At 65.8% G+C, this 20,716-nt stretch carries 19 protein-coding genes; 11 read left to right on the top strand and 8 right to left on the bottom strand.

Annotation, left to right across the window (positions count from 1 at the left end; genetic code table 11):
- The first annotated feature begins 20 nt into the window (after positions 1-20).
- From WG901_RS00845 to WG901_RS00820, 6 genes are all read left to right on the top strand, one after another.
- On the top strand, positions 21-1,220 hold the full coding sequence (locus tag WG901_RS00845) for an amidohydrolase family protein (protein WP_339585136.1): 1,200 nt from the start codon (positions 21-23) through the stop codon (positions 1,218-1,220).
- A gap of 42 nt (positions 1,221-1,262) precedes the next feature.
- Complete coding sequence (locus WG901_RS00840) at positions 1,263-2,834, top strand: MFS transporter (RefSeq protein WP_339585135.1); 1,572 nt, start codon at positions 1,263-1,265, stop codon at positions 2,832-2,834.
- Positions 2,834-3,928 carry a cytochrome P450 gene (locus tag WG901_RS00835; protein WP_339585134.1) on the top strand — a complete coding sequence of 365 codons (1,095 nt, stop codon included), beginning with the start codon at positions 2,834-2,836 and terminating at the stop codon, positions 3,926-3,928. Before WG901_RS00840 ends, WG901_RS00835 begins: the two co-directional genes overlap by 1 nt.
- Before the next feature lie 5 nt (positions 3,929-3,933).
- Positions 3,934-4,122, top strand: a complete 189-nt coding sequence (locus tag WG901_RS00830; protein ID WP_417602048.1) for a cytochrome P450 — start codon at positions 3,934-3,936, stop codon at positions 4,120-4,122.
- A 157-nt stretch (positions 4,123-4,279) separates the two neighbouring features.
- Entirely contained in the window at positions 4,280-5,581 is a 1,302-nt protein-coding gene (locus WG901_RS00825) for a cytochrome P450 (protein ID WP_339585132.1), read from the top strand.
- Positions 5,582-5,739: 158 nt separating this feature from the next.
- Positions 5,740-7,041: an amidohydrolase family protein gene (locus tag WG901_RS00820; protein WP_339585131.1), complete on the top strand. Its 1,302-nt coding sequence runs from the start codon at positions 5,740-5,742 to the stop codon at positions 7,039-7,041.
- A gap of 22 nt (positions 7,042-7,063) precedes the next feature.
- Here WG901_RS00820 and WG901_RS00815 read toward each other — a convergent pair whose 3' ends face one another.
- From WG901_RS00815 to WG901_RS00790, 6 genes are all read right to left on the bottom strand, one after another.
- Positions 7,064-8,164, bottom strand: coding sequence for an AI-2E family transporter (locus tag WG901_RS00815; protein WP_339585130.1), 1,101 nt, complete (start codon positions 8,162-8,164; stop codon positions 7,064-7,066).
- Between the two features lie 145 nt (positions 8,165-8,309).
- The gene (locus tag WG901_RS00810) at positions 8,310-9,347 is read right to left on the bottom strand and encodes a phosphotransferase family protein (RefSeq protein WP_339586613.1); all 1,038 of its coding nucleotides are present in this window, start codon (positions 9,345-9,347) and stop codon (positions 8,310-8,312) included.
- Between the two features lie 169 nt (positions 9,348-9,516).
- Positions 9,517-10,347, bottom strand: coding sequence for an IclR family transcriptional regulator (locus tag WG901_RS00805; protein WP_339585129.1), 831 nt, complete (start codon positions 10,345-10,347; stop codon positions 9,517-9,519).
- 164 nt (positions 10,348-10,511) lie between these two features.
- Complete coding sequence (locus tag WG901_RS00800) at positions 10,512-11,759, bottom strand: cytochrome P450 (RefSeq protein WP_339585128.1); 1,248 nt, start codon at positions 11,757-11,759, stop codon at positions 10,512-10,514.
- A gap of 109 nt (positions 11,760-11,868) precedes the next feature.
- Entirely contained in the window at positions 11,869-12,720 is an 852-nt protein-coding gene (locus WG901_RS00795) for an SDR family NAD(P)-dependent oxidoreductase (protein WP_339585127.1), read from the bottom strand.
- A gap of 13 nt (positions 12,721-12,733) precedes the next feature.
- Positions 12,734-14,128, bottom strand: a complete 1,395-nt coding sequence (locus WG901_RS00790) for a helix-turn-helix domain-containing protein (RefSeq protein ID WP_339585126.1) — start codon at positions 14,126-14,128, stop codon at positions 12,734-12,736.
- A 140-nt stretch (positions 14,129-14,268) separates the two neighbouring features.
- Here WG901_RS00790 and WG901_RS00785 point away from each other — a divergent pair, with 140 nt between their 5' ends.
- The 4 genes from WG901_RS00785 to WG901_RS00770 all read left to right on the top strand — a co-directional run bounded on the left by WG901_RS00785 (position 14,269) and on the right by WG901_RS00770 (position 17,871).
- Positions 14,269-15,858, top strand: coding sequence for an isocitrate lyase (locus tag WG901_RS00785; protein WP_339585125.1), 1,590 nt, complete (start codon positions 14,269-14,271; stop codon positions 15,856-15,858).
- Between the two features lie 57 nt (positions 15,859-15,915).
- A complete protein-coding gene (locus WG901_RS00780) occupies positions 15,916-16,077 on the top strand; it encodes a hypothetical protein (protein ID WP_339585124.1) in 162 nt (53 codons plus the stop codon).
- A gap of 109 nt (positions 16,078-16,186) precedes the next feature.
- Entirely contained in the window at positions 16,187-16,621 is a 435-nt protein-coding gene (locus tag WG901_RS00775; RefSeq protein WP_339585123.1) for a MarR family winged helix-turn-helix transcriptional regulator, read from the top strand.
- Positions 16,618-17,871, top strand: coding sequence for an MFS transporter (locus tag WG901_RS00770; protein WP_339585122.1), 1,254 nt, complete (start codon positions 16,618-16,620; stop codon positions 17,869-17,871). Before WG901_RS00775 ends, WG901_RS00770 begins: the two co-directional genes overlap by 4 nt.
- On the opposite strand, the gene WG901_RS00765 is transcribed toward WG901_RS00770, so the two are convergent.
- Complete coding sequence (locus WG901_RS00765; RefSeq protein WP_339585121.1) at positions 17,769-18,686, bottom strand: TauD/TfdA dioxygenase family protein; 918 nt, start codon at positions 18,684-18,686, stop codon at positions 17,769-17,771. The two genes, WG901_RS00770 and WG901_RS00765, sit on opposite strands and share 103 nt — an antisense overlap.
- 87 nt (positions 18,687-18,773) lie before the next feature.
- Between WG901_RS00765 and WG901_RS00760 the strand changes: the two genes are divergently transcribed.
- Positions 18,774-19,421: a hypothetical protein gene (locus WG901_RS00760; protein WP_339585120.1), complete on the top strand. Its 648-nt coding sequence runs from the start codon at positions 18,774-18,776 to the stop codon at positions 19,419-19,421.
- A 6-nt stretch (positions 19,422-19,427) separates the two neighbouring features.
- On the opposite strand, the gene WG901_RS00755 is transcribed toward WG901_RS00760, so the two are convergent.
- Positions 19,428-20,699: a cytochrome P450 gene (locus tag WG901_RS00755; protein WP_339585119.1), complete on the bottom strand. Its 1,272-nt coding sequence runs from the start codon at positions 20,697-20,699 to the stop codon at positions 19,428-19,430.
- Between the last annotated feature and the right edge of the window lie 17 nt (positions 20,700-20,716).

The raw sequence follows: 20,716 nt of genomic DNA, 5'->3' as shown, positions 1-20,716 counted from the left end.
AACGGGAAGGAGCCAGAAAGATGAGCGAAGCCGATCCCAAATTTGGCAGCGCCACGAAGGAAGATTGGACCCTGGGGCCGATCTTCGACGCCGATGCGCATATCGATCCGCCGCACGACATGTGGAAGGAATACCTTCCCCAGTCGCAGAAGCACAAGGCACCGGAGATCGAGCACGGCGACGAGTGCGACTACATCCTGTTCGAGGGCAATCGCCGCCCGGTGATGATGATCAACAACCAGGCGGGTCGCTCGGGCAAGGACTTCAAGATGGTCGGCCGCCTGTCCGACCAGCGCAACACCTATGATCCGGCCAAGCGCCTTGCCGACATGGATCTCGACGGCATCGACCAGGCGATCCTGTTCGGCGGCGGTCCGCTCGGCTCGTTCGACAACGACCTCTACCTCGCCAGCTTCGAAGCCTTCTCGACCTGGGTGATGGACTGGGCCTCTAATGCGCCGCACCGTCTGTTCCCCGTCGGTCATGCGCCGATGCGCGACGTCGACGAGACGATCGAGCACGTGAAGCGCCTGGGCAAGATGGGCTTCAAGATGGTCCAGCTCCCGGCCTTTCCGCAGAACGCGGAAGCCTGGAAGACCACCTCCGAGATCAAGAACATGAAGTCGGGCCAGGTTTCGGCACAGACCGGCGATCCCAAGGGCGCGCTGCAGTATTACCAGCCCGAGTTCGACAAGCTCTGGAAGGTGCTCAGCGACCTCGGCATGACCATCACCTTCCACCTCGGCGGTCGCGTGCCGCGCTTCGGTGAGAAGCAGCACTTCTTGCCCGACATGCCGATGTCGAAGCTGGCGATGGCCGAGACGGTCGGCATCTTCATCTTCAACGGCATCTTCGACCGCTTCCCCGACCTGCGCATCGGCATGATGGAATCGGGTGTGGGCTGGTTTGCCTGGTACGCTGAATACTGCGACCGCACCTGGGAAAAGCAGCGCTACTGGATGGACAGCCCGATCGACAAGCTGCCCAGCCACTACATGGACCAGAACGTCTGGGGCTCTTTCATCCAGGACCGCACGGGCATCCTCTCGCGCGACCTGCCGGGTGGCAAGAACATCATGTGGTCGTCGGACTATCCGCACTCGGAAACGACTTTCCCGAACAGCCACGCGATCATCAAGCGTGACTTTGCCGGAGTTCCCGAGAAGGACATCCAGGACATCATCTACAACAACGCCAAGAAGTTCCTGCGCATCTCCTGATGCGCGGGAAACCGCGACAACGATAAAGAAGAGGACGAGGGCGTGGCGACAATCGCAGAGGGCTCGGAGCCCTCTAAGGAAAGCCGCGCCCCGGCCATTCCCAAGGCCGCGTGGTATGCTCTCGCAGTCCTGACGCTCGCCAACGTCTTCAACTACCTCGACCGCCATATCGTCTCGATCCTGGCGCAATCGATCAAGCAAGACCTGAAACTCGACGACGCCGACCTGGGCTTTCTCCTGGGTACGGCGTTTGCCGTATTCTACTCGGTCGTCGGCATCGCCATGGGCAAGATCTCCGACGGGCTGCCGCGCAAGAAAGTCATGGCGCTGGGCCTCGCGCTGTGGTCGATCATGACCGCGCTGGGCGGCGCTGCCTCGAGCTTCGCCATGCTCGGCGTCGCCCGAATAGGCGTGGGCGTGGGCGAGGCCGTCGCCAATCCCTGCTCGCATTCTCTGCTTGCCGACATGATCCCGCAACGCCGCCGCGCCATGGCCATGAGCGTGCTGCTCTCGGGCGTCTTCGTCGGTGGCGCGCTGGCCATGTTCGTCGGCGGCTATTTCCTGACCCACTGGCAGGACATGTGCCAGGCATTGCCGCTCGCCGGCGCCTGCGGCACCGCGCCATGGAAAGCCGCGCTGATCGCGGTGGGCCTGCCCGGCCTGCTGCTCGCGCTCGCCGTGCTCGCCATCCGCGAGCCACCGCGTCCGCTCGAGGTGCGCTCGGCCGGGCGCTTCGTGCTCGGCGAGTTCGCCACGGCGATCCCGCCCTTCACCGTGCTCAGCGTCTACCGCGTCGGCGGCAGCAAGGGCCTCGTCAGCAATCTGCTGATCGCCGGGGCCATCGTCGTGATCGCCACGCTGGTGGCGCGCGCGACGGGTGACTTGGCGCAATGGGCCTCGTTCGGTCTCGGCGCCTATGCCGTGCTCACCTGGGGACAGATTCAGTCCTACCGCGACCGGCCGCTGTTCAAGCTCACCTTCGGTGATCCGACCTTCGTCATGGGCACCGCCGCGACTGCGCTGATCGCCTGCGTCGGCGGGGCGGTTAGCGTCTGGTCGGCGCCCTATGCCATGCGCACCTATCAGATCCCGGCGCACGAGATCGGCTTCTCGCTCGGCGCGATCCACATCGTCGGCGCGATCGCCGGCGTGCTGCTCGGCGGCTATTTCACCGACCGCTGGAAACAGCGCGACCGGCGCGCGCCCTTGGGCATGGCCGGGATCAGCATGATCGGCCAGGTCCCTTGCATCATCGTGATGATGACGGTGATCGACTATCCGGTGTTCCTGGCCGCCTACTTCGCGCTCGGCCTGATCACCGCGCTGTGGAGCGGCGGCATTGCCGCGATGGTTCAGGACCTCGTCCTCCCGCGCATGCGCGGCGCCGCGGCCGCCGCCTTCTCGCTCGTGGCGATCGTGATCTCCTCGGGCACGGGTCCCTATTGGGCGGGTAAGGTCAGCGCCGTTACCGGCTCGCTGACCGCCGGCCTGCTGTCGATGATGGCGCTAGCCCCCATCGCGCTCGTTCTGCTGTGGCTGGCCGCGCGCCGCCTGCCCCACGAGACGCCCGAGGCGCGCCTCGCCCGTGCCGTCGCCGCCGGTGAGCCCGCCTGATGACCAACGTCCTCGTCGCCGACGATCCGCTTTACGAGAAACTCTACGACGTTCGCCGCGAGGCCGAGGACATAGGCAACGCCGTCGATGTCGACGCGATCATGCCGCAGGTCCACCGGCTGCGCGCCGAGGCACCGGTGCACAAGGGCCGGCTGCGCGAACTGCTCGGCCTGCCGCACCACGATCGCCACGTGCGCGCCCGCGGCCGCCAGCATTATTCGGTGCTGACCTACGAGGCCTGCGAGGCTGCCTTCCGCGACGCGCAGACCTTCTCGAACGGCGTCCAGGGCAACGACAATCCGGCGAACGAGAAGACCATGGGGATCCTCGAAATGGATCCGCCGATGCACCGCGCCTATCGCCGCACGATCCAGCCCAAGTTCCTCATGCCCGAGGCTATGGGCTGGTGGCGTACGCGCACGATCGACGGCATCGTCGAGCGGCTGATAGCGCGCATGGCCAAGGACGACCGCGCCGAACTCAACCTCGACTTCTGCGCGCGCGTGCCCGTCTATACGATAACGACCGCGATCGGTCTTTCGGGCGACGAGGCGCTGACCTTCCGCCACGCCTATCTCCACTCCACGTCGCAGAGCCGCAACACGACCATGGAAGACCGCGTGCGCAACGGCCGGATCGTCGAGGACACCCTGCTCGGCCTGATCGCCGCACGCCGCGCCGAGCCACAGGACGATCTGATCAGCTTCCTCCTGAAAACCAAGCTGATGATGCCCGGCGCCGACCCGCGCCCGCTGTCCGATCGTGAGATCATGACTCATGCCAAGCTTGTCATGGTCGCCGGCGGCGGCACCTCTTGGCGGCAGATGGGCATCACGCTCTTCGCGCTCCTGACCCACCGCGACCAGTTCGAAGCGGTCAGGGACGACCGCGCCCTGCTGGGCGACGCGATCGAGGAAGGCCTCCGCTGGAACCCGACCGCGCCCTACTTCTACCGCATGGTCACCGCCGACACCGAGTTCTATGGCCACCAGATCGCCGCAGGCTCGGTGCTCGAACTCGGCCTCGGGCCCGCCAACCGAGATCCCGCACGCTGGGAAATCCCGATGTCTACGACCTCCACCGCGACAAGCTGACCAACATGGCCTTCGGCCTTGGCACGCACCGCTGCCTAGGCATGAACGTCGCGCGCGTCGAGATCGAGGCTGGGATCAATGCGCTGCTCGACGCCTTCCCCAAGCTCCGGCTCGATCCCGCGGCCGAAGCGCCGTTCATGACCGGTGGGCTCGAGCAACAGGGAGTCTCGGGATTGCCGGTACTGCTGCGCTGAATGCAGGCGATCTGCTGAGCTCAATCCTACCCGCTACCCCCTTGGATGATCTTGCGGCGAACATAGCGCTTGGCAGCCAATCCGCGATCGCATACCACTGCGCTGAACAGTTGGTCAGCAAGAACCGAATGTCGGAAAAAGCAGAGGGAGCTGCGCGATGGCGAAAGGTTTCGAAGAGCCGGATTTCTTTACCGATCACTCGGTCCTGCTCGATCCTTACGAGGCGCTGGATGCGGTCCGGTCGCAGAGTTCGGTCCGGCAGATGGAGAACCATGACTTCGTGATGGTGACCGGCTTCGCCGAGGCCACGGCGGTGCTGCTCGACGGAGAGCATTTCTCGTCGGTCATCGCCGCAGCCGGCCCCACGGCGCCGTTGCCCTTCGTGCCCGAAGGCGACGACATCACCGATCAAATCGCCGCCCATCACCACGAATTCGTCGGCCACGAGACCTTTCTTTCATTCGATGGTGCAGAACATTCGGCGCGGCGCGCGCTGTTGAACAAGCTGTTCACGCCGTCACGCTTGCGCGCCAACGAGCTCTACATGCACGACCTGGCCGATCGGATGGTCCGCGACGTCGTGGCCAAGGGCGGCTGCGAGCTCATGCACGACCTCGCAACGCCCTACGTAACCTACGTCATCGCCGATCTGCTGGGCGTTCCCGAGGAGGATCGGGCCAAGATCACCGAGATCCTGGCTTCGGCACCACTACCCGGCGCGGTCGACGATGCCGACGCCGGCGCCTCTCTGGCGCCGCTGGCCGAGCAGGTCGGCGGCATGTTCGCCGGCTACATTCTCGACCGTCGCGCCAACCCGCGTCAGGACGTGATGACCGACCTCGCCACGGCCCGGTTTCCCGACGGTTCGATTCCAGAAGTCGGCGAACTGGTGATGCTCGCCATATTCCTGTTCGCAGCAGGGCAGGATACCAGCGCCAAGCTCGTCGGCAATTCGGCGCTCAAGCTGGCGGAGAACCCCGATCTGCAAAACCAGCTGCGCAACGATCGCAGCCAGATCGCCCCGTTCCTCGAGGAAATGCTGAGGATGCAGGGATCGTCGAAGGTGACCCATCGCCTGACCAGCAAGTCTGCACGCATAGGAGATCAGGATGTGCCGGCAGGAACGAAGGTCGTGATATCGCTGGCCGGCGCCGACCGCGATCCGAACCGTTGGGAAGACCCGAACACGTTCAAACTCGGCCGTCCGAGGATCAAGGAACATCTCGCATTCGGTCGCGGTGCGCACACCTGCATCGGCAACCCGCTCGCCCGCGCCGAAGTTCGCGTACTGTTCGACCGCTTCTTCGAGCACACCTCGGGCATGACGCTTTCAGAGGAACGGCACGGCCCAGCGGGTGATCGCCGACTATCCTATGAACCCAGCTATATCGTGCGCGGCTTGACCGAACTCCATGTCGAACTGACGCCGGCCTTCGCCGACACGGCCGCGGAGACCTGACGGTCCGCTCGGCCCACGATACGATGGGGCCCCTTATCGGCTAGTTTTCATCTGACGTTTCACCCGGCCGGCGCCGAATGACGCCCAACCAAGCAATTGCTTGGTTGGGCTTGCCAGGGTACGCTCCGCGCCAACGAATCGTGAGAGGGAGAGCCGAAATGGCCGAGGACAATCCGAAGAGCTCCGTCATGAAAGCCGGTGTCGACGACGCCAAGTGGTACTGGCTGGCCGAAGGCTGGGCACCGGGCGGTCACATCCGCGAGGTCGATTTCGACGCGCAGATGCGCGGCATCGATCCGCTGTTCGAAGGCATCAAGATCGTCGACTGCGACACCCATTTCACCGAGCCCGCGGACCTGTGGACCAGTCACGCGCCCGCCGGCATGAAGGACAAGATGCCGCACGTCCGCCGCATCGACGGCGCCGACCAGTGGTTCGTCGGCGACAAGCACTTCGGCTCGATCGGCGGCAACGTCATCGCCAAGGACCGCAACAAGCTGCTCGGCCGCCTGGCCTTCCAGAACTACGACCAGATCGATCCCGGCTCCTACCTCGTCGCGCCGCGCCTCGCGCAGATGGACGCGATGGGGGTCTGGGCCCAGATCTGCTTCCAGAACGGCGGCGTCACCCAGGTCGGCTCGCTGCTGGGCCTGGGCGACGAGCCGCTCGCGGTGGCGATCACCGAGATCTACAACGACGCCTGCAAGGAGCGGATGGACGCGAGCGGCGGCCGCATCAACGGTATGGGAACCCTGCCCTATTGGGACAAGGACCTGATGAACCAGGAGATGCGCCGCATCGCCGACATGGGGCTCAAGGGCATCACCCTGCCCGACCGGCCCGAGCGCGTCGACAGCTCGAGCGCCTATGTCGGTCCCGACGGCAAGGTCTCGCCCTTCTGGGCCGAGGTCTTCGAGATCTGCAACGATCAGGGCATTCCCCTGAACTATCACCTCAACGCCTCGCTCGATGCCAATTCGGCGATCTGGGACAACTTGGGCTTCGACCAGAAGCTGCCGATCCACGCGCTGCTGCACCACGTCGGCTGCGCCGCAACGCTGTCGAACTTCATGGTCTCGGGGATCCTCGATACCTATCCCAAGCTCAAGATCGGCCTGATCGAAAGCGGCATGGGCTGGGTGCCCTTCTGGCTCGAGGCGATGGAGCACCAGCTCGACGAATTTCGCACGCGCGAGAACCGCGGGCTCAAGCTGCGGCCGAAGGAATACTTCAAGCAGCACTTCTGGGTCAGCTACTGGTTCGAGGACTATGCGCCCAAGCACATGCTCGAGGAGATCGGCGTCGATCGCGTGATGTTCGAGACCGACTATCCGCACCCGACCTCGCTCTATCCGGGCGTTCAGGACAAGCTCGTCGAGACGCTCGGCCAGCACGACTATGCGACGCGCAAGCGCGTGCTGCAGGACAATGCCGCGGAGCTCTACAACCTCGAGATCTGAAACGGATGCGGCAGCAGCGGGACTAGGTACCGCTGCTGGTGCCGGTGGGCAGCGGCAGTTCGGCGCCGCGCTCCTCGGCAATGATGTTCCAGACCGCCAGGAACAGAGCCGCGATCACCGGGCCGACGATGAAGCCGTTGAGCCCGAACAGCTCGATGCCCGCGAGGGTGGCGATCAGCACGAGGAAATCGGGCATGCGCGTGTCCTGGCCGACCAGGATGGGGCGCAGCAGGTTGTCGACCATGCCGATGATGAAGACGCCGCAGAATACGAGGACGGCACCCTGCCAGATCGAGCCGGTGACAAGCAGGAACAGCGCGACGGGCACCCAGACGATCGCCGTGCCGACCGCGGGCACCAGCGAGAAGAAGCCCATGATCATGCCCCAAAGCAGCGCGCCCTCGACCCCAAGCATCCAGAAGATCACCCCGCCGAGGAAACCCTGGATGATCGCGACGACGACCGTGCCCTTCACCGTTGCGCGCACGACCACCACGAAGTGCTGGAACAGGGTATCGCGCAGTTGCGGACGCAGTGGCACCGCCGCCTTGATCTTGCCGCCCATCTCCTTGCCGTCGCGCAGCAGGAAATAGGTGAGGTAGAGCATGACGCCGAGCGCGGCGATAAAGCTCAACGCGCCCTGTCCGAAGAGAAGCGCACGCGCCGCGATCGTCTGGAGGCCCGTGGTAATGCCCTGGCCGACGAGCCGCTGGACGCCTTCGAAATCGGCGAGGCCGCGGCTGTCGAGCCAGCGCCGCGCCCAATAGGGCAGCGCGTCGCGCAGGTCGGTGAAGACCGCGGCGAGATTGATCTCGCCCGACTGGAACTTGGCATAGAGCGCCGCGGCTTCCTGGACGAGGCTAATGCCGATGAAGATGGCCGGTACGATCACCAGCGCCAGGATCAGCATCAGGGTCGAGGCGGCGGCAAAATTGCGCTGGCCGTGCATCCGACGGACCAGCATCTGCTGCACCGGGGCGAAGACGATCGCCGCGACCACGCCCCACAGGACCGCGCCGAAATAGGGCATCAGCAGCCAGATGAAGGCCAGGGTCACCAAAAGGACGAGGACGAGGAAACCGCCGTCCTCGAAACGCATCTTGCGCAAGTCGCTATCGCTCATGGCGAGGGTGTCGCATCAATCGAAACGAAAATCCATGGGGCCGCCCGGCTTCGCGGTGCACAGCCCCAAGAGGGCGGCACCTCGCCCCCGGCCGACTGGCGGCCGATCCCGAGCGGGACGAGATGCCGTTTCGCGAAGCGACGAACTAGACCTTCAGGCGGACCTTGAGGCTTTCCGCAGTCGACATCTGGGTACCGCGCATGCCGTCCATGCGCACGCCCGTGCAGGCCATCTTGAGCTGGGTGAATTCTTCGTACCAGGCGAGGTCGGCGGCGGACTTTCCGGTGATCTCCTCCCACAGCGCGACCGTTTCCGCACGCGTACCCATGCCTTCGAGCGGTGCACCGATCGGGCTGTTGCTGCCGTGCATGATCTCGGACAGAGTGCAGAACCAGGCAAGGTCCTGCAGCGCGCCGCCCAGCGAGGGCTGTTCCCAATCCATCACCGCGACCACGTCGAAGTTCTCGTCGAACATCATATTGCCGATGCGCGCGTCGCCCCAGACCAGACCCTCGGGCTGGTTCTTCGGCCAGAGTGAGAGCAGCCGCTGGCGGCCGGCCTCGAGGATCTCAGCGCGCGGATCATCCTTCACCCAGTCCACGAAGCGCGTGTACTTGTCCCACTCCTGCGCGAGGCCGTCGCGAGCCTCGCCGCTGCCGGCGAGAAACGGGACCTTGTCGAGCGGCACGAGTTGGATCGCCGCGAGCTGACGCACCGCACCTTCCCAGAGATGGCGGCGCTGGGCAGGCGTCGCTTCCGCCAGCCAGCCCGACTTGGCATAGGGCGGATGGCTGACGGGCACGCGCCCCTTGACCTTCTCCATCACGAAGAACGGCGCGCCGAGAAGATTGGCGTCGGCTTCGAACCACAGGGGCTTGGCGACGCGGACATAGTCGCCATCGCTGAGCACCTTCATCAGCTGGTACTGCTCGTCGAACAGGTTGTCGGGGAAGACGGTGAAGCTCGACGGTTTGATCCGCACGACGAAGCCCTGCGCGCGCGCCGCCCCGCCCTCGCGCCATTCGGCGTCGAACAGAATCGTCTCGTGCGACTGGCCTGCACCCTTGGGATAGGAGAATTCGGTCAGACGCAGGTCGTTGGCTTCGGGCATCCGCGCGGACATCCACTGCGTCAGCTTGTCGGCCAGAATTTCCAGGTCGCGCGTCGAAGGCGCCACGATCACGTCAGACAATCGCCATCTCCCATATCCGCGGCCGCCTGGCGCGGACCAATTCCCATTGGTGAATTTGTTTTCGGGAAACAGCGATAGGCCAGCCGATAGCGAGCGTCAAGCCGAGCCGAAGCATCGGGTGCGGGAAATCACGCCGGTAACGGAACTGCGTAGAGAAGCCTCAGGCCTCGAGCGTGAGCTCGCGACCGCGGCCCGCGACGAAGTTCGAGATTCGCTGGCAAGCTGCACGCAGCCGGTCGCCCGCAGCGAAGACCTGCTCGCCCGTCATCGTCGAGTGGAACCCGGCAATCAGCAAACAAAAGCTCACCTGGCCACGCTCGTCGAGGATCGGCGCCATCAACGCACCGATCGGATAGATCGTCGCCGCGTCGATCTGGGAAACCGGCGCGACGGGAATCTCGTCGTTGTCCACGCCGAGCGCGCGATCGGTGGTTTCCTCGGTCTTCTCGAACCCGGGACCGCGGATCAGCGCGACGAAGCCGTGTTCGCGCGCAAAATCCATCGCCTTGAACATCAGCTCGCGCCGTTCGGGCGTGGGCTTGGGATCGACGGTCTCGAGCCAGGCTTCGGCGTCGGGACGCGACCATGCGAAGAAGGCCACGGCCTGCGGCGAACGCAGTTTCATGCGCGTACCGATCGGCACCGGATAGCCAAGATGGCTGAGCGACGCCGCACGATCGCGCAGGTGGATCATGTCGCCTTCAAGGAAATAGGCGGAACAGACCACGTCGAACTCGTCGGCCAGGCTGCGCATCTCGGGCTGCGCGACCTGGAGCGGCGAGAAGTGCTGCGCGGCCGTACGGCCGATCGAGGCCAGCGCCGGGCCGAGCACGTAGGTCTTGTCGCTGGTACGATAGAGATAGCCGACGTCTACGAGCCCCGTCAGCAGGGCATGGCAGGTCGCCCGACTGAGCTTTAGCGCGCGCACCAGATCGGTCAGAGCGAAGGCCTGCCCCGGATGGTCGGCGATAAAATTGAGAATGGCGGCCACGCGGCGGACGCCCGGTGAGGATCGCGACATCTTCCCCCTGATAGACTAGGTTTCGCTATTTCGAACAAGCCTGACCTAGGCCCCCGCTTATGCGCCGTCAATAGGTCTGGGAATGGCTGCGCACAGGTTGCAAGGGTTTTTGAACTATCTTGCGATCGGTTCCATCAATCCCATCGGATCGGCAGCGAATCGAAGGCGATGATATTGCCCGAATGGAATGTCGCGGGCGCATCGGGATCGAGCCGGAACGGCGGCAGTCGGGTGAGTAGCTGCTGGTAGAGCACCTGAAGTTCGACACGCGCGAGATGCGCGCCCAGACAGCGATGCGGCCCGGCCCCAAAGGCGATGTGGACCTTGTTCTCCCGCTCGAGATCGAACCGTTCGGGCTCGGCGAACTCGCGGGGATCGAGGTCTGCACCGGGGATGTAGAGCGCCAGCCATTCACCCTGCTTGAGGTCGAATCCGCCGAGCGTCGCGTCCCGCGCGACGCGGCGCATCGGGATGGTGAAACTGTAGCGGCGCAGCAATTCCTCGGCAGCCTCGACGATCAGCGCGGGTTGCGCGCGCAACTTGTCCTGCAGATCCGGGTTCATCGCCAGATGGCGGATGCCGAAGCCCATGCCGTTTATCACCGTGTCGAGCCCGGCGATGAACAGCAGGACGGCATAGTCCTCCATCAGCTCGAGCGTCATCGGCTCGCCGTCGATCTCGGTGCCCCAGAGCAGACTGATGATGTCGTCGCGGCGATCGTCCTTGCGCGCCAGGATGTCGGGCAGCATCGCGTCGGCCACCTTGCGCGACAGCGCAGCCGTAGCCATCAGGTTGTCGCTCGCCGTGCCTTCGAGGAATTCGTGAACGAGCTGGCGGAATTCGGGCAGGCGCTCGACCGGCAGGCCCATCATCTTGAGGAAGACCGTGACCGGCAGTGGTTCGGCGATCGCCGGGATGAAGTCGCAATGCCCCTGGTCGATCACCTTGTCGATCAGCTCGTCGCAGAGCGCGCGGATCTCCTCGATCTGGTTCATCGCTGCGCGCGGGCTGAAGGTCTTCTGCAGCGGGCCGCGAAACTTGCCGTGCTCGGGCGGATCGAGCGTGATCGGCGTTGCCTGCGGGATGCGCGGCATGTCCTTGGGCATCATCGCCATCATCGCGGCCATCTGCTCGCGCGGCATCAGCCCGCTCGAGAAGGTCTCTGTATCGCGCGAAGCCTGGAAGATCTCGGGATGGCCAATGGCGATCCAGCGCCCGCCGTTTCGCGGCGTCCAGAACACCGGCGGCGCTTCGCGCAGCATCTCGCGCACGCGCTCGTGCGGATTGGCTAGGAGCCCCGGATCGTGGCGCATGTCGAAGTCGTAGACCGCTTGGGGCGGCACATGGGCGGGCACGGGAACGGCTTCGCTGAGCGCGGCCACGGCATTCTCCTCTCGACGGTTCTTATACGCTTTGATCTACCGTGGATCGCAGAGCGGAGCAACGAGAACGACGGTCTCGTCCCAAGGATCGCGGGGACGGAGAAAGCCCCTATTCCAGCCCCAGCTTCGCCAGATAGTCTCGCCGCGCATCGCTCAGGAGTTTGTTCTGGTTGAAGGCGCTGCCCGCAGTGACGCCGCCGTCGACAGCAATCACCTGGCCGGTGATATAGGCGGCGCGGTCGCTGGCCAGGAAAGCCGCGGCATAGGCGACGTCGCGCGGGTCGCCGCGCCGCTTGAGCGGCTGATCGGCATTGTAGATCGTATCGACGATCGCGTTCAGTTCCGCGCTCTGCGCGGCGGTCAGCCCCGGATGGGCACCGAAGTCGCTGTTGCGCGTCGGAATGTGCCCCGGCTGGATCGCGTTCACCCGCACGCCGTATTCGCCGAGATCGATCGCCAGCGAGCGCGTGAAGTTCTCGACCCCCGCCTTGGCCGCGCGATAGGCGAGCAGGGCGAAACCGGGGACTTCGGCGGCGATCGACGAGAGATTGACGATCGCGCCGCCGCCCTGCCCCGCCATGTACCGCGCGGCGATCTGGCTGCCGTACATCACGCCCGCAAGGTTCACCCGCACGACCTCGTCGAAGTCCGCCATGTCGTCGTCGAGAAAGCGGTTGTGGAAGGCACCGGTGATCGCGGCATTGTTGACCATGGCGTCGAGCCCACCGAACTCGGCCAGGGCGAAATCGATCAGCGCCTGGACCTGATCGCGCTGCGCCACGTCCGTGCGCCGGTACCGAACCGAGGCGCCGAGCCTCTGCGCCAAGGCCGCGCCCTGTTCGGCATTGCGGCCGGCGATGACCACACGCGCGCCCTCCTCGACGAAGACCTCGGCGATCGCCGCGCCGATGCCCATCGTACCGCCCGTGACCACCGCGACCTTGCCCTCGAGCTGTCCCATGCCGCCTCTCCCTTCAGCTTTCGCCCAGGGTGAACGGTTCGGCGGCGCGGCGATAGTCGTCGGGCAGGATTTCACGGCCTATCGGGGGCGCAGCGCGCGCGGGACAGGCCGCGCGGTGGCACAGGCGGCAGGTTACGCCGATCGGCGTCGCTGGCGCGGCCCGCGGATCGACACCCTGGGCATAGACGAGTTTCGCGGCGTGCTCGGCCGCACAGGCGAGTGCGATCGCGCCGTGGACCTGCGGTCGCCCCCAGCGCCCGCCCCCGCTCGTCACGCGGCGCGCGATCGAGAAGAAGCGCTGGCCATCGGGCAGTTCGAGCCACTGCGTCGCCACTTCGCCCGGCCGGCCGAAGACCGAGTGGACGCTCCATAAGGGACACGAACCGCCGTGCGCGGCGAAGGGGAAGCCCGCGCCGTCGAGCCGCTTCGACACGTTGCCCGCCTGGTCGACGCGGATGAAGAAGAACGGCACGCCCTCGCGCCCGGGACGGCCGAGCGTGGTCAGGCGGTGCGCGGTCTGCTCGAAACTGGTGCCGAACAGGCTGGCCAGGGCCTCGATGTCGTAGCGCCGGCTCTCTGCCGCGCGCTGGAACTTGTCGTAGGGCATCACGATAGCCGCCGCGGCATAGCCTGCAAGCGCGCGGCGCACGAGCGTCGCCGCGGTCTGGCTGGCGAAGGTCTCGGCGCGGACGATGCGGGCGATGTCGCTGCGCATGACGGTGTAGGCGATGTGGATCGCGAGCTGCCAGGCGCGGCCCGCGGCATCGAGCGTATCGTCGATCAGCAACTGCTCGTTGTGGCGGTCATAGCGGCGGATCGTGTCGACCATGACCTCTGGCGGCAGGAAGCGGACGCGCAGGCCACGCTTGCGCAGGAATTCCTGCGCCCCGCCCGCCTCGGCGATCTCGGCCGCCAGCGCCTCGGCACGGGCGTCGAGATCGGGGAAGTGGTTGCGCTCGCGCGCGACGAAGCGGCGCGCCTCGGCCACGGGATCGGCGCCTTCCTCGGCGCCGGGCACGCGCTGCTCGGCCAGGGCCTGCTGCTCGCGCAGATAGGCGCCGTGGAGCCGCAGCAGCGCCTCGCTGACGCCAGGGAAATTGGTCGCAAGATCGGCCACCTCGAGCGCGGGCAGATCGATGTCGGAGAAGATCGGATCGCGCAATACCTCGGCGACGCGGCGGGCGTAGTCTTCGCCCTCCTCGGCGGCGAGATCCTCCATGTCGAGCTTGTAGGTCCGCGCCAGGCGCAACAGCAGCGGCGCGGTCAGCGGCCGTTGGTTGCGCTCGAGCAGCGCGACGTAGCTGGGCGAGATCGCCAGGTCTTCGGCCATGGCCTGCTGGGTGAGGCCCAGCTCGCGCCGCAGCCGCTTGATCCGAGGGCCGAGGTAGAGGGATCGGTTGTCAACCATACAATCGATCTTTGTCATATCTATACAACTTTACAAGGATAATCTGTAAAGCTTGACAGCCGTACTCTGCAGGCCGTTCCGCGGCGCGAAACCCTGGCCTAGGCCAAATCATCGAACGCGCTTTTGCAGGAATTCACACCGTGACCTATTCGCAGAACATCACCGAAGCCCGCCAGACGATCGGCGAAAACCAGCAGACCTGGAACGGCATCGAAGCCGAATCGGTCGCGCGCATGCGCCTGCAGAACCGGTTCCGCACCGGCCTCGACATCGCCCGCTACACTGCCAAGATCATGCGCGCCGACATGGCCGCCTATGACCTCGATCCGGCCGCCTACACGCAGTCGCTCGGCTGCTGGCACGGCTTCATCGGTCAGCAGAAGATGATCTCGATCAAGAAGCACTTCGGCACGACCAAGGGCCGCTACCTCTACCTCTCGGGCTGGATGGTCGCTGCGCTGCGCAGCGAGTTCGGCCCGCTGCCCGACCAGTCGATGCACGAGAAGACCTCGGTCCCCGCGCTGATCGAAGAGCTCTACACCTTCCTGCGCCAGGCCGACGCGCGCGAGCTCGGCATGCTGTTCCGCGAACTCGACGCCGCCAAGGCCGCTGGCGACGCGGTCACCACGCACCGCCTGCTGCACAAGATCGACGACTACCAGACCCACGTCGTGCCGATCGTCGCCGACATCGACGCGGGCTTCGGCAATGCCGAGGCGACCTACCTCCTTGCCAAGAAGTTCATCGAGGCGGGCGCCTGCTGCATCCAGATCGAGAACCAGGTCTCGGACGAGAAGCAGTGCGGCCACCAGGACGGCAAGGTCACCGTTCCGCACGAGGACTTCATCGCCAAGATCCGCGCGGTCCGTTACGCCTTCATGGAACTCGGCGTCGATGACGGCGTGATCGTCGCGCGCACCGACTCGCTGGGCGCCGGCCTGACCAAGCAGATCGCCTTCACCAAGGAAGCCGGCGACATTGGCGACCAGTACAACGCCTTCCTCGATTGCGAGGAAGTCACCACGGTCGGCCACGGCGAAGTCCTGATCAGCCGCGACGGCAAGCTGATGCGCCCCAAGCGCCTGGCCTCGAACCTGTTCCAGTTCAAGTCGGGCACCGGCGAGGACCGCTGCGTCCTCGACTGCATCACCTCGCTGCAGAACGGCGCCGACCTGCTGTGGATCGAGACCGAGAAGCCGCACATCGAGCAGATCGCCGGCATGGTCGACCGCATCCGCGAAGTCGTGCCCAACGCCAAGCTGGTCTACAACAACTCGCCGAGCTTCAACTGGACGCTGAACTTCCGCCAGCAGGTGTTCGACGCCTGGACCGCGGAAGGCCGCGACCTCGCCGCCTATGATCGCGCCAAGCTGATGAGCGTCGACTACGACGGCACCGACCTGGCAAACGAAGCCGACGAGAAGATCCGCACCTTCCAGCGCGACGCCGCGGCCCGCGCCGGCATCTTCCACCACCTGATCACGCTGCCGACCTATCACACGGCCGCGCTGAGCACCGACAACCTCGCCAAGGAATACTTCGGCGACCAGGGCATGCTCGGCTACGTCAAGGGCGTGCAGCGCCAGGAAATCCGCCAGGGCATCGCCTGCGTCAAGCACCAGAACATGTCTGGCTCGGACATCGGCGACGACCACAAGGAATACTTCGCCGGCGAAGCCGCGCTCAAGGCGGGCGGCGCAGCCAACACGATGAACCAGTTTGCGGCCTAAGGCCGCGAGGAACCAGTTCGCGGCCTGACCACCGCGACACTTTCGAGGAGATCGACGATGAGCGAACCCACTCTGGCACGTGCCGTCCTGTCGACCGACGATTTCAAGTTGCTGAACGAGGCCGTAAGGTTCTACCTTCAGGCCAACGAGGACGCGCCGGACTCCGCGAAGTTCTCGAATCTCTATCACCGCCTCGGCACCGCCTCGCGCGGCCGCTGAGACGAAACGCCTTTCCTGGGGAGGAAAGCTGGCCCGTCGCACCTTCGGTGTGGCGGGCCAATTCATTCGCGGGCTTGACTCCGAGACCCGACAGACGCAATTGATGCATATGCATCATGTCATTCCCCGAGCCTGCGCTTGTACCGCGCTGCGCAAGGCCTCGCGCGCGGTAACGCGGCTCTATGACGAGCGCCTGGCGACACACGGCATGACCACCACCCAGTTCGCGATCCTGCGCAACCTTTCGCGCGCCGATGGCGAGATGCCGCTGAGCCGGCTCGCCGAGCGGCTGGTGATGGACCGCACCTCGCTCTACCGCACCCTGACGCCGATCGAACGCGCCGGCTGGATCACGCTCGACTCCGGCCCAGGCCGCTCGAAGCTGGCGCGGCTGACCGATGCCGGTCGCGCCGTCATGCAGGGTGCCGAGAGCGATTGGGAGGCTGCGCAGGAAGACCTGCTCGGCGAGGTTCCGGTGCACGAATGGCAGGCGCTGCTCGGCACGCTCGGACGACTGGTCGATGCGGCGCAGGTGGCGTCATGAGGCCCGCGCTGCGCTGGCCGGTCACCGTCGCCGCGGTCACCTTCGTCGCCCTGCTTGCCGCCGCCGGCCTGCGCTCGGCGCCGAGCGTTCTGATGGTCCCGCTCGAAGTCCATTTCGGCTGGGACCGTGCGACGATCTCTGGCACGGCGGCGCTCGGCATCTTTCTCTATGGCCTCGTCGGGCCTTTCGCCGCGGCGCTGATGCAGAGCTTCGGCATTCGCAAGACGATGATCGTCGGCCTGTCGCTGATGGCCGCATCGACCTTCGCCAGCCAGTGGATGACGCAGTCGTGGCACTACCTGCTGCTCTGGGGCGTGTTCTCGGGCGTCGGTTCTGGCGCAATCACGATGGTGCTCGGCGCGGCCGTGGTGAACCGCTGGTTTGCCACGCGCCAGGGCCTGGTCATGGGCCTGTTCAGCGCCAGCGCCGCCACCGGTGCGCTCGTCTTCCTGCCCGTGCTAGCCTGGCTGACCAGCTCCGGCGCGTGGAAGCCCGTGGTGATCGTCGTGAGCCTGGCCAGCCTTGCGCTGATCCCGCTGGTCATGTTCCTCGTGCCCGAGCGCCCGCAGGACGTCGGCGCGGCGCGCTTCGGCGAGATGCCCGACGCCGCCCCGCCCCCACCGCGCCGGGCGCCCAATCCGGCGCTGGCGATCACCGTGCTGGTCCAGGCCTCGCGCAGTCCGGTGTTCTGGCTGCTGTTCGGCACCTTCTTCGTCTGCGGTCTGACCACCAACGGCCTCGTCGGCACCCACCTGATCGCCTATTGCGGCGACCACGGCATCGCCCCCGTCGCCGCCGCGGGCCTGCTCTCGACGATGGGGCTGTTCGATCTGGTCGGCACCACCGCCTCGGGCTGGCTGACCGACCGCTACGATCCGCGGCGGCTGCTGTTCGTCTACTACGCGCTGCGCGGGCTCAGCCTGATCGCACTGCCCTTCATCGATTTCAGCGCCACGAGCCTCGCGATCTTCGCGATCTTCTATGGGCTCGACTGGATTGCCACCGTGCCGCCGACCGTGGCGATCACCAATCGCACCTTCGGCGAACGCGACGCGCCGATCGTGTTCGGCTGGGTCATGGTCGGCCACCAGGTCGGCGCCGCCACGGCCGCGCTTGGCGCCGGGATCGTCCGTGAGGAATGGGGCACTTACGCCCCGGCCTTCATGATCGCCGGCGCTTTCGGCGTGGCCGCGGCGCTGGCGGCGCTAATGCTGCCGGGGCGGCGCGCTTCCGCTCCAGTCCCCGCCTGAACCGCTTCCGCGGCCCGCGCCCGGGCGAGCAGTTCGTGGAACCCCACCCTCGCCAGCGCCACGCGCTGCAGCGCGCGCTTGCCCGAACGCGGATGCGCCTCTTCGGTGCGCGCGTGCTGGATCGCGAGGTTGTCCCACATCACCAGGTCATCGAGTTCCCACCAGTGCTGGTAGCGGGCCTCGGGCGCATAGAGCACGGCGAAGAGGTCCTCGATCACCGCACGGCTGCGCGCTTCGTCCATCTCCAGGATACGCTCGGCGTGGTTCTGCGTGACGAACAGGATCGGCCGGCCCGTGCGCGGATGCACCAGCCGCACCGGGTGCTCGGCGGCAAAGCTCGGCCAGTCGGCGACCATCAGCCGCGAATTGTAGAAATGGCGCAGGGTCTTGTCGGCCAGTTCCGCCTGCAGCGCGGGCGCAAGCCTGTCCCAGGCCGCAGCGCCGCTGACGAAGGTTGTCGAGCTGCCGCCTTCGGGCACGGCGATCGCATGGAGGCAGATCGCGTCGATCAGGTCGGCGGTATAGGTCAGGTCCGAATGGAACGGCAGTTCGAGCCGGCCCGCGGCCTCGTCGTTCTGCAAGACGGTGACCAGACTGCCATCGGCGTCGTTGGCGATCGGCGCGGGTGGGCCGAACCAGCCGGCGATCTCGACATGCCGCTCGGGCGAAACGCGCCCGCCCTTGCGGAACAGCAGCAGGCCGTGGCGGTCATAGGCTTCGCGCAAAGCGGCGACCTCCGCGGCGCTGCCGCCGCGCTGGAGATCGAAGCCGATCACCTCGGCGCCGAAATCGGGATGCAGTGGGCGAAACTCCATGGCTCGCGCTCCCCTCTCTTGGCCTAGCGGCCGCGTTCCCTTATTTGCCGCGCATGGTGACGCAAACCGGAGTCGCTTGCCAGTCTTATGTTGCGTTCACTATCTATCTTCTGCGCGCTCGCGCTGACGACTCAAGCCGCCCATGCCGCGACCGTCCGCTGCCTCGCCGGGCAGTATAACGGCGGCGCGACTGAGGTCGCCGCCGAACTGATCCTCGCCTCCGACGGGCGGTTTCGCTACGGCCTGTCTTACGGCGCGATCGACGAGCGCGCGCAGGGGCGCTGGGAAAGCGACGGCACGCAAGTTCTTCTGGACAGCGATCCGGTCAATCCGCCGCGCTTTTCGCTGGTCGGCGAAAGCCCGGTCGCGGCGGACGAGTTCCGCCTCAAGCTCGACCTGCCCGATGGCCTGTCGCCGCAATTCTTCAACGCGCTGCTGGTCCTGAGCGACGGCTCGACCTTGGGCAGCCCGCTCGGCTACCAGACCTGGGCCGTGCCGCTGAAGCCGGGCCAGACCGTGGTGTCGGTAAAATTCCAGCTGCCCGCGCTCGACCTCGAAAGCGAACGCTTCGCGCTGACCGCCGGCACCGCGAGCGAGGCGCGGTTCAGCTTCGCACCCAACGACCTCGGCCAGATCGCCTTCGCGCACGAGCCGCTGACGGTCGACGGGCGCGAACTCCTGCTCATCCGCCACGATCGGGAAGTCCGTTTCCGGCCCGAACGCGGCGGATGTTGAGCGGCTTTACCAGACCAGCGGCAGCGGCTCGGGACCGACCACCGCGCTCGGCGGATACTTGATCTCGGCGCCCGGCTTCACCGAAAACTCGGGAATGCGCTTGAGCCATTCCTGCAGGCCGATCTTGATCTCGAGCCGTGCGAGGTGTGCGCCCATGCAAGAGTGGACGCCGCCGGCGAAGGCCAGGATCGGCTTGCGCGGGCGGTGGAAATCGACCTTGCGCGGTTCGGGGAAGACGTCGGGATCGTAGTTGCAGGCGGGCAGGATCGAGGTGATGCGGTCGCCGGCCTTCATCTGCACGCCGCGCAATTCGAGATCCTGCTTGAGGATGCGCCCCGAGAAGGTGACCGAGAAGACGCGCAGCAGCTCCTCGACCTGGGCGTTGATGTTGTCGGGATCGGCCATCATCTCGTGCCGGCGATCGGGATTGCGCGCGAGCCAGTACCAGATGTTGTTGAGCGTGGCGTAGACCGTGTCGATCCCGGCGATGAACACGAAGAAGACAAAGCCGAAAATCTCCTTGTCGGACAGCGGCTCGCCGTTCGGCGCGGCGTGGACGATGCGGCTGATCATGCCCTCGTCGGGATTCTTGCGCTTGTCCTCGATCGCGCTCTTCAGATAGTCGCCGATGACCTTCATCGTGCCGATCATCTGCGTGGGATCGAAGGTCTTGAGCAGTTGCACGACCCAGGTGACGAACTGGTCTCGCATGTCCTGCGGCAGCCCCATGAGGTCGAGGAACACGCAGACCGGCAGCGGCCGCGCGAAGTCCTCGGTGAACTCGCACTCACCCTTCTCTATCACCGAGTCGATCAGATCGTTCGACAGCTTGCGGATGCGCTCTTCCCACTTGAGCACGGCCTGCGGGTTGACCAGCGGATCGACGATCGCGCGGTACTTGCGATGCATCGGCGGATCGATCTCGATCGGCAGGAAGTAGAAATAGTCGCTGGGATCGCGCGGGAACGGCGTCGAGCTGGCGGAGGAGAAATACTCGCCGTGGCGCAGCGCGAAAAAGGCGTCCTCGTGCTTGGTCAGCTGCCAGGCGTTGCCGATGCGGCCGACGTCATAGAAGATCGGCGGCAGCTTCTCGTGCATGCCCGAGAAATAAGCATAGGGATCGGCGAGGAATTCCGGATTGAACAGCATGTTCGTCGAGCGGATCAGCGCTTCGGGAACATGCGAAGGCACCTGATCCGGCCCGGCCGCGCGCGGCAGCGGGAACGGCACCGGATTGCGCGGATCGTTCTCGGGAATGATGGTGGGGGCGGTGGCCATGATGCTCTCTCCCGTTC

Origin of the sequence: Novosphingobium anseongense, from assembly GCF_037482895.1 — a bacterium.
Classification (GTDB): domain Bacteria; phylum Pseudomonadota; class Alphaproteobacteria; order Sphingomonadales; family Sphingomonadaceae; genus Novosphingobium; species Novosphingobium anseongense.
Note: the sequence above shows the minus strand (reverse complement) of the source record. Positions and strands in the feature narration are given on the sequence as shown.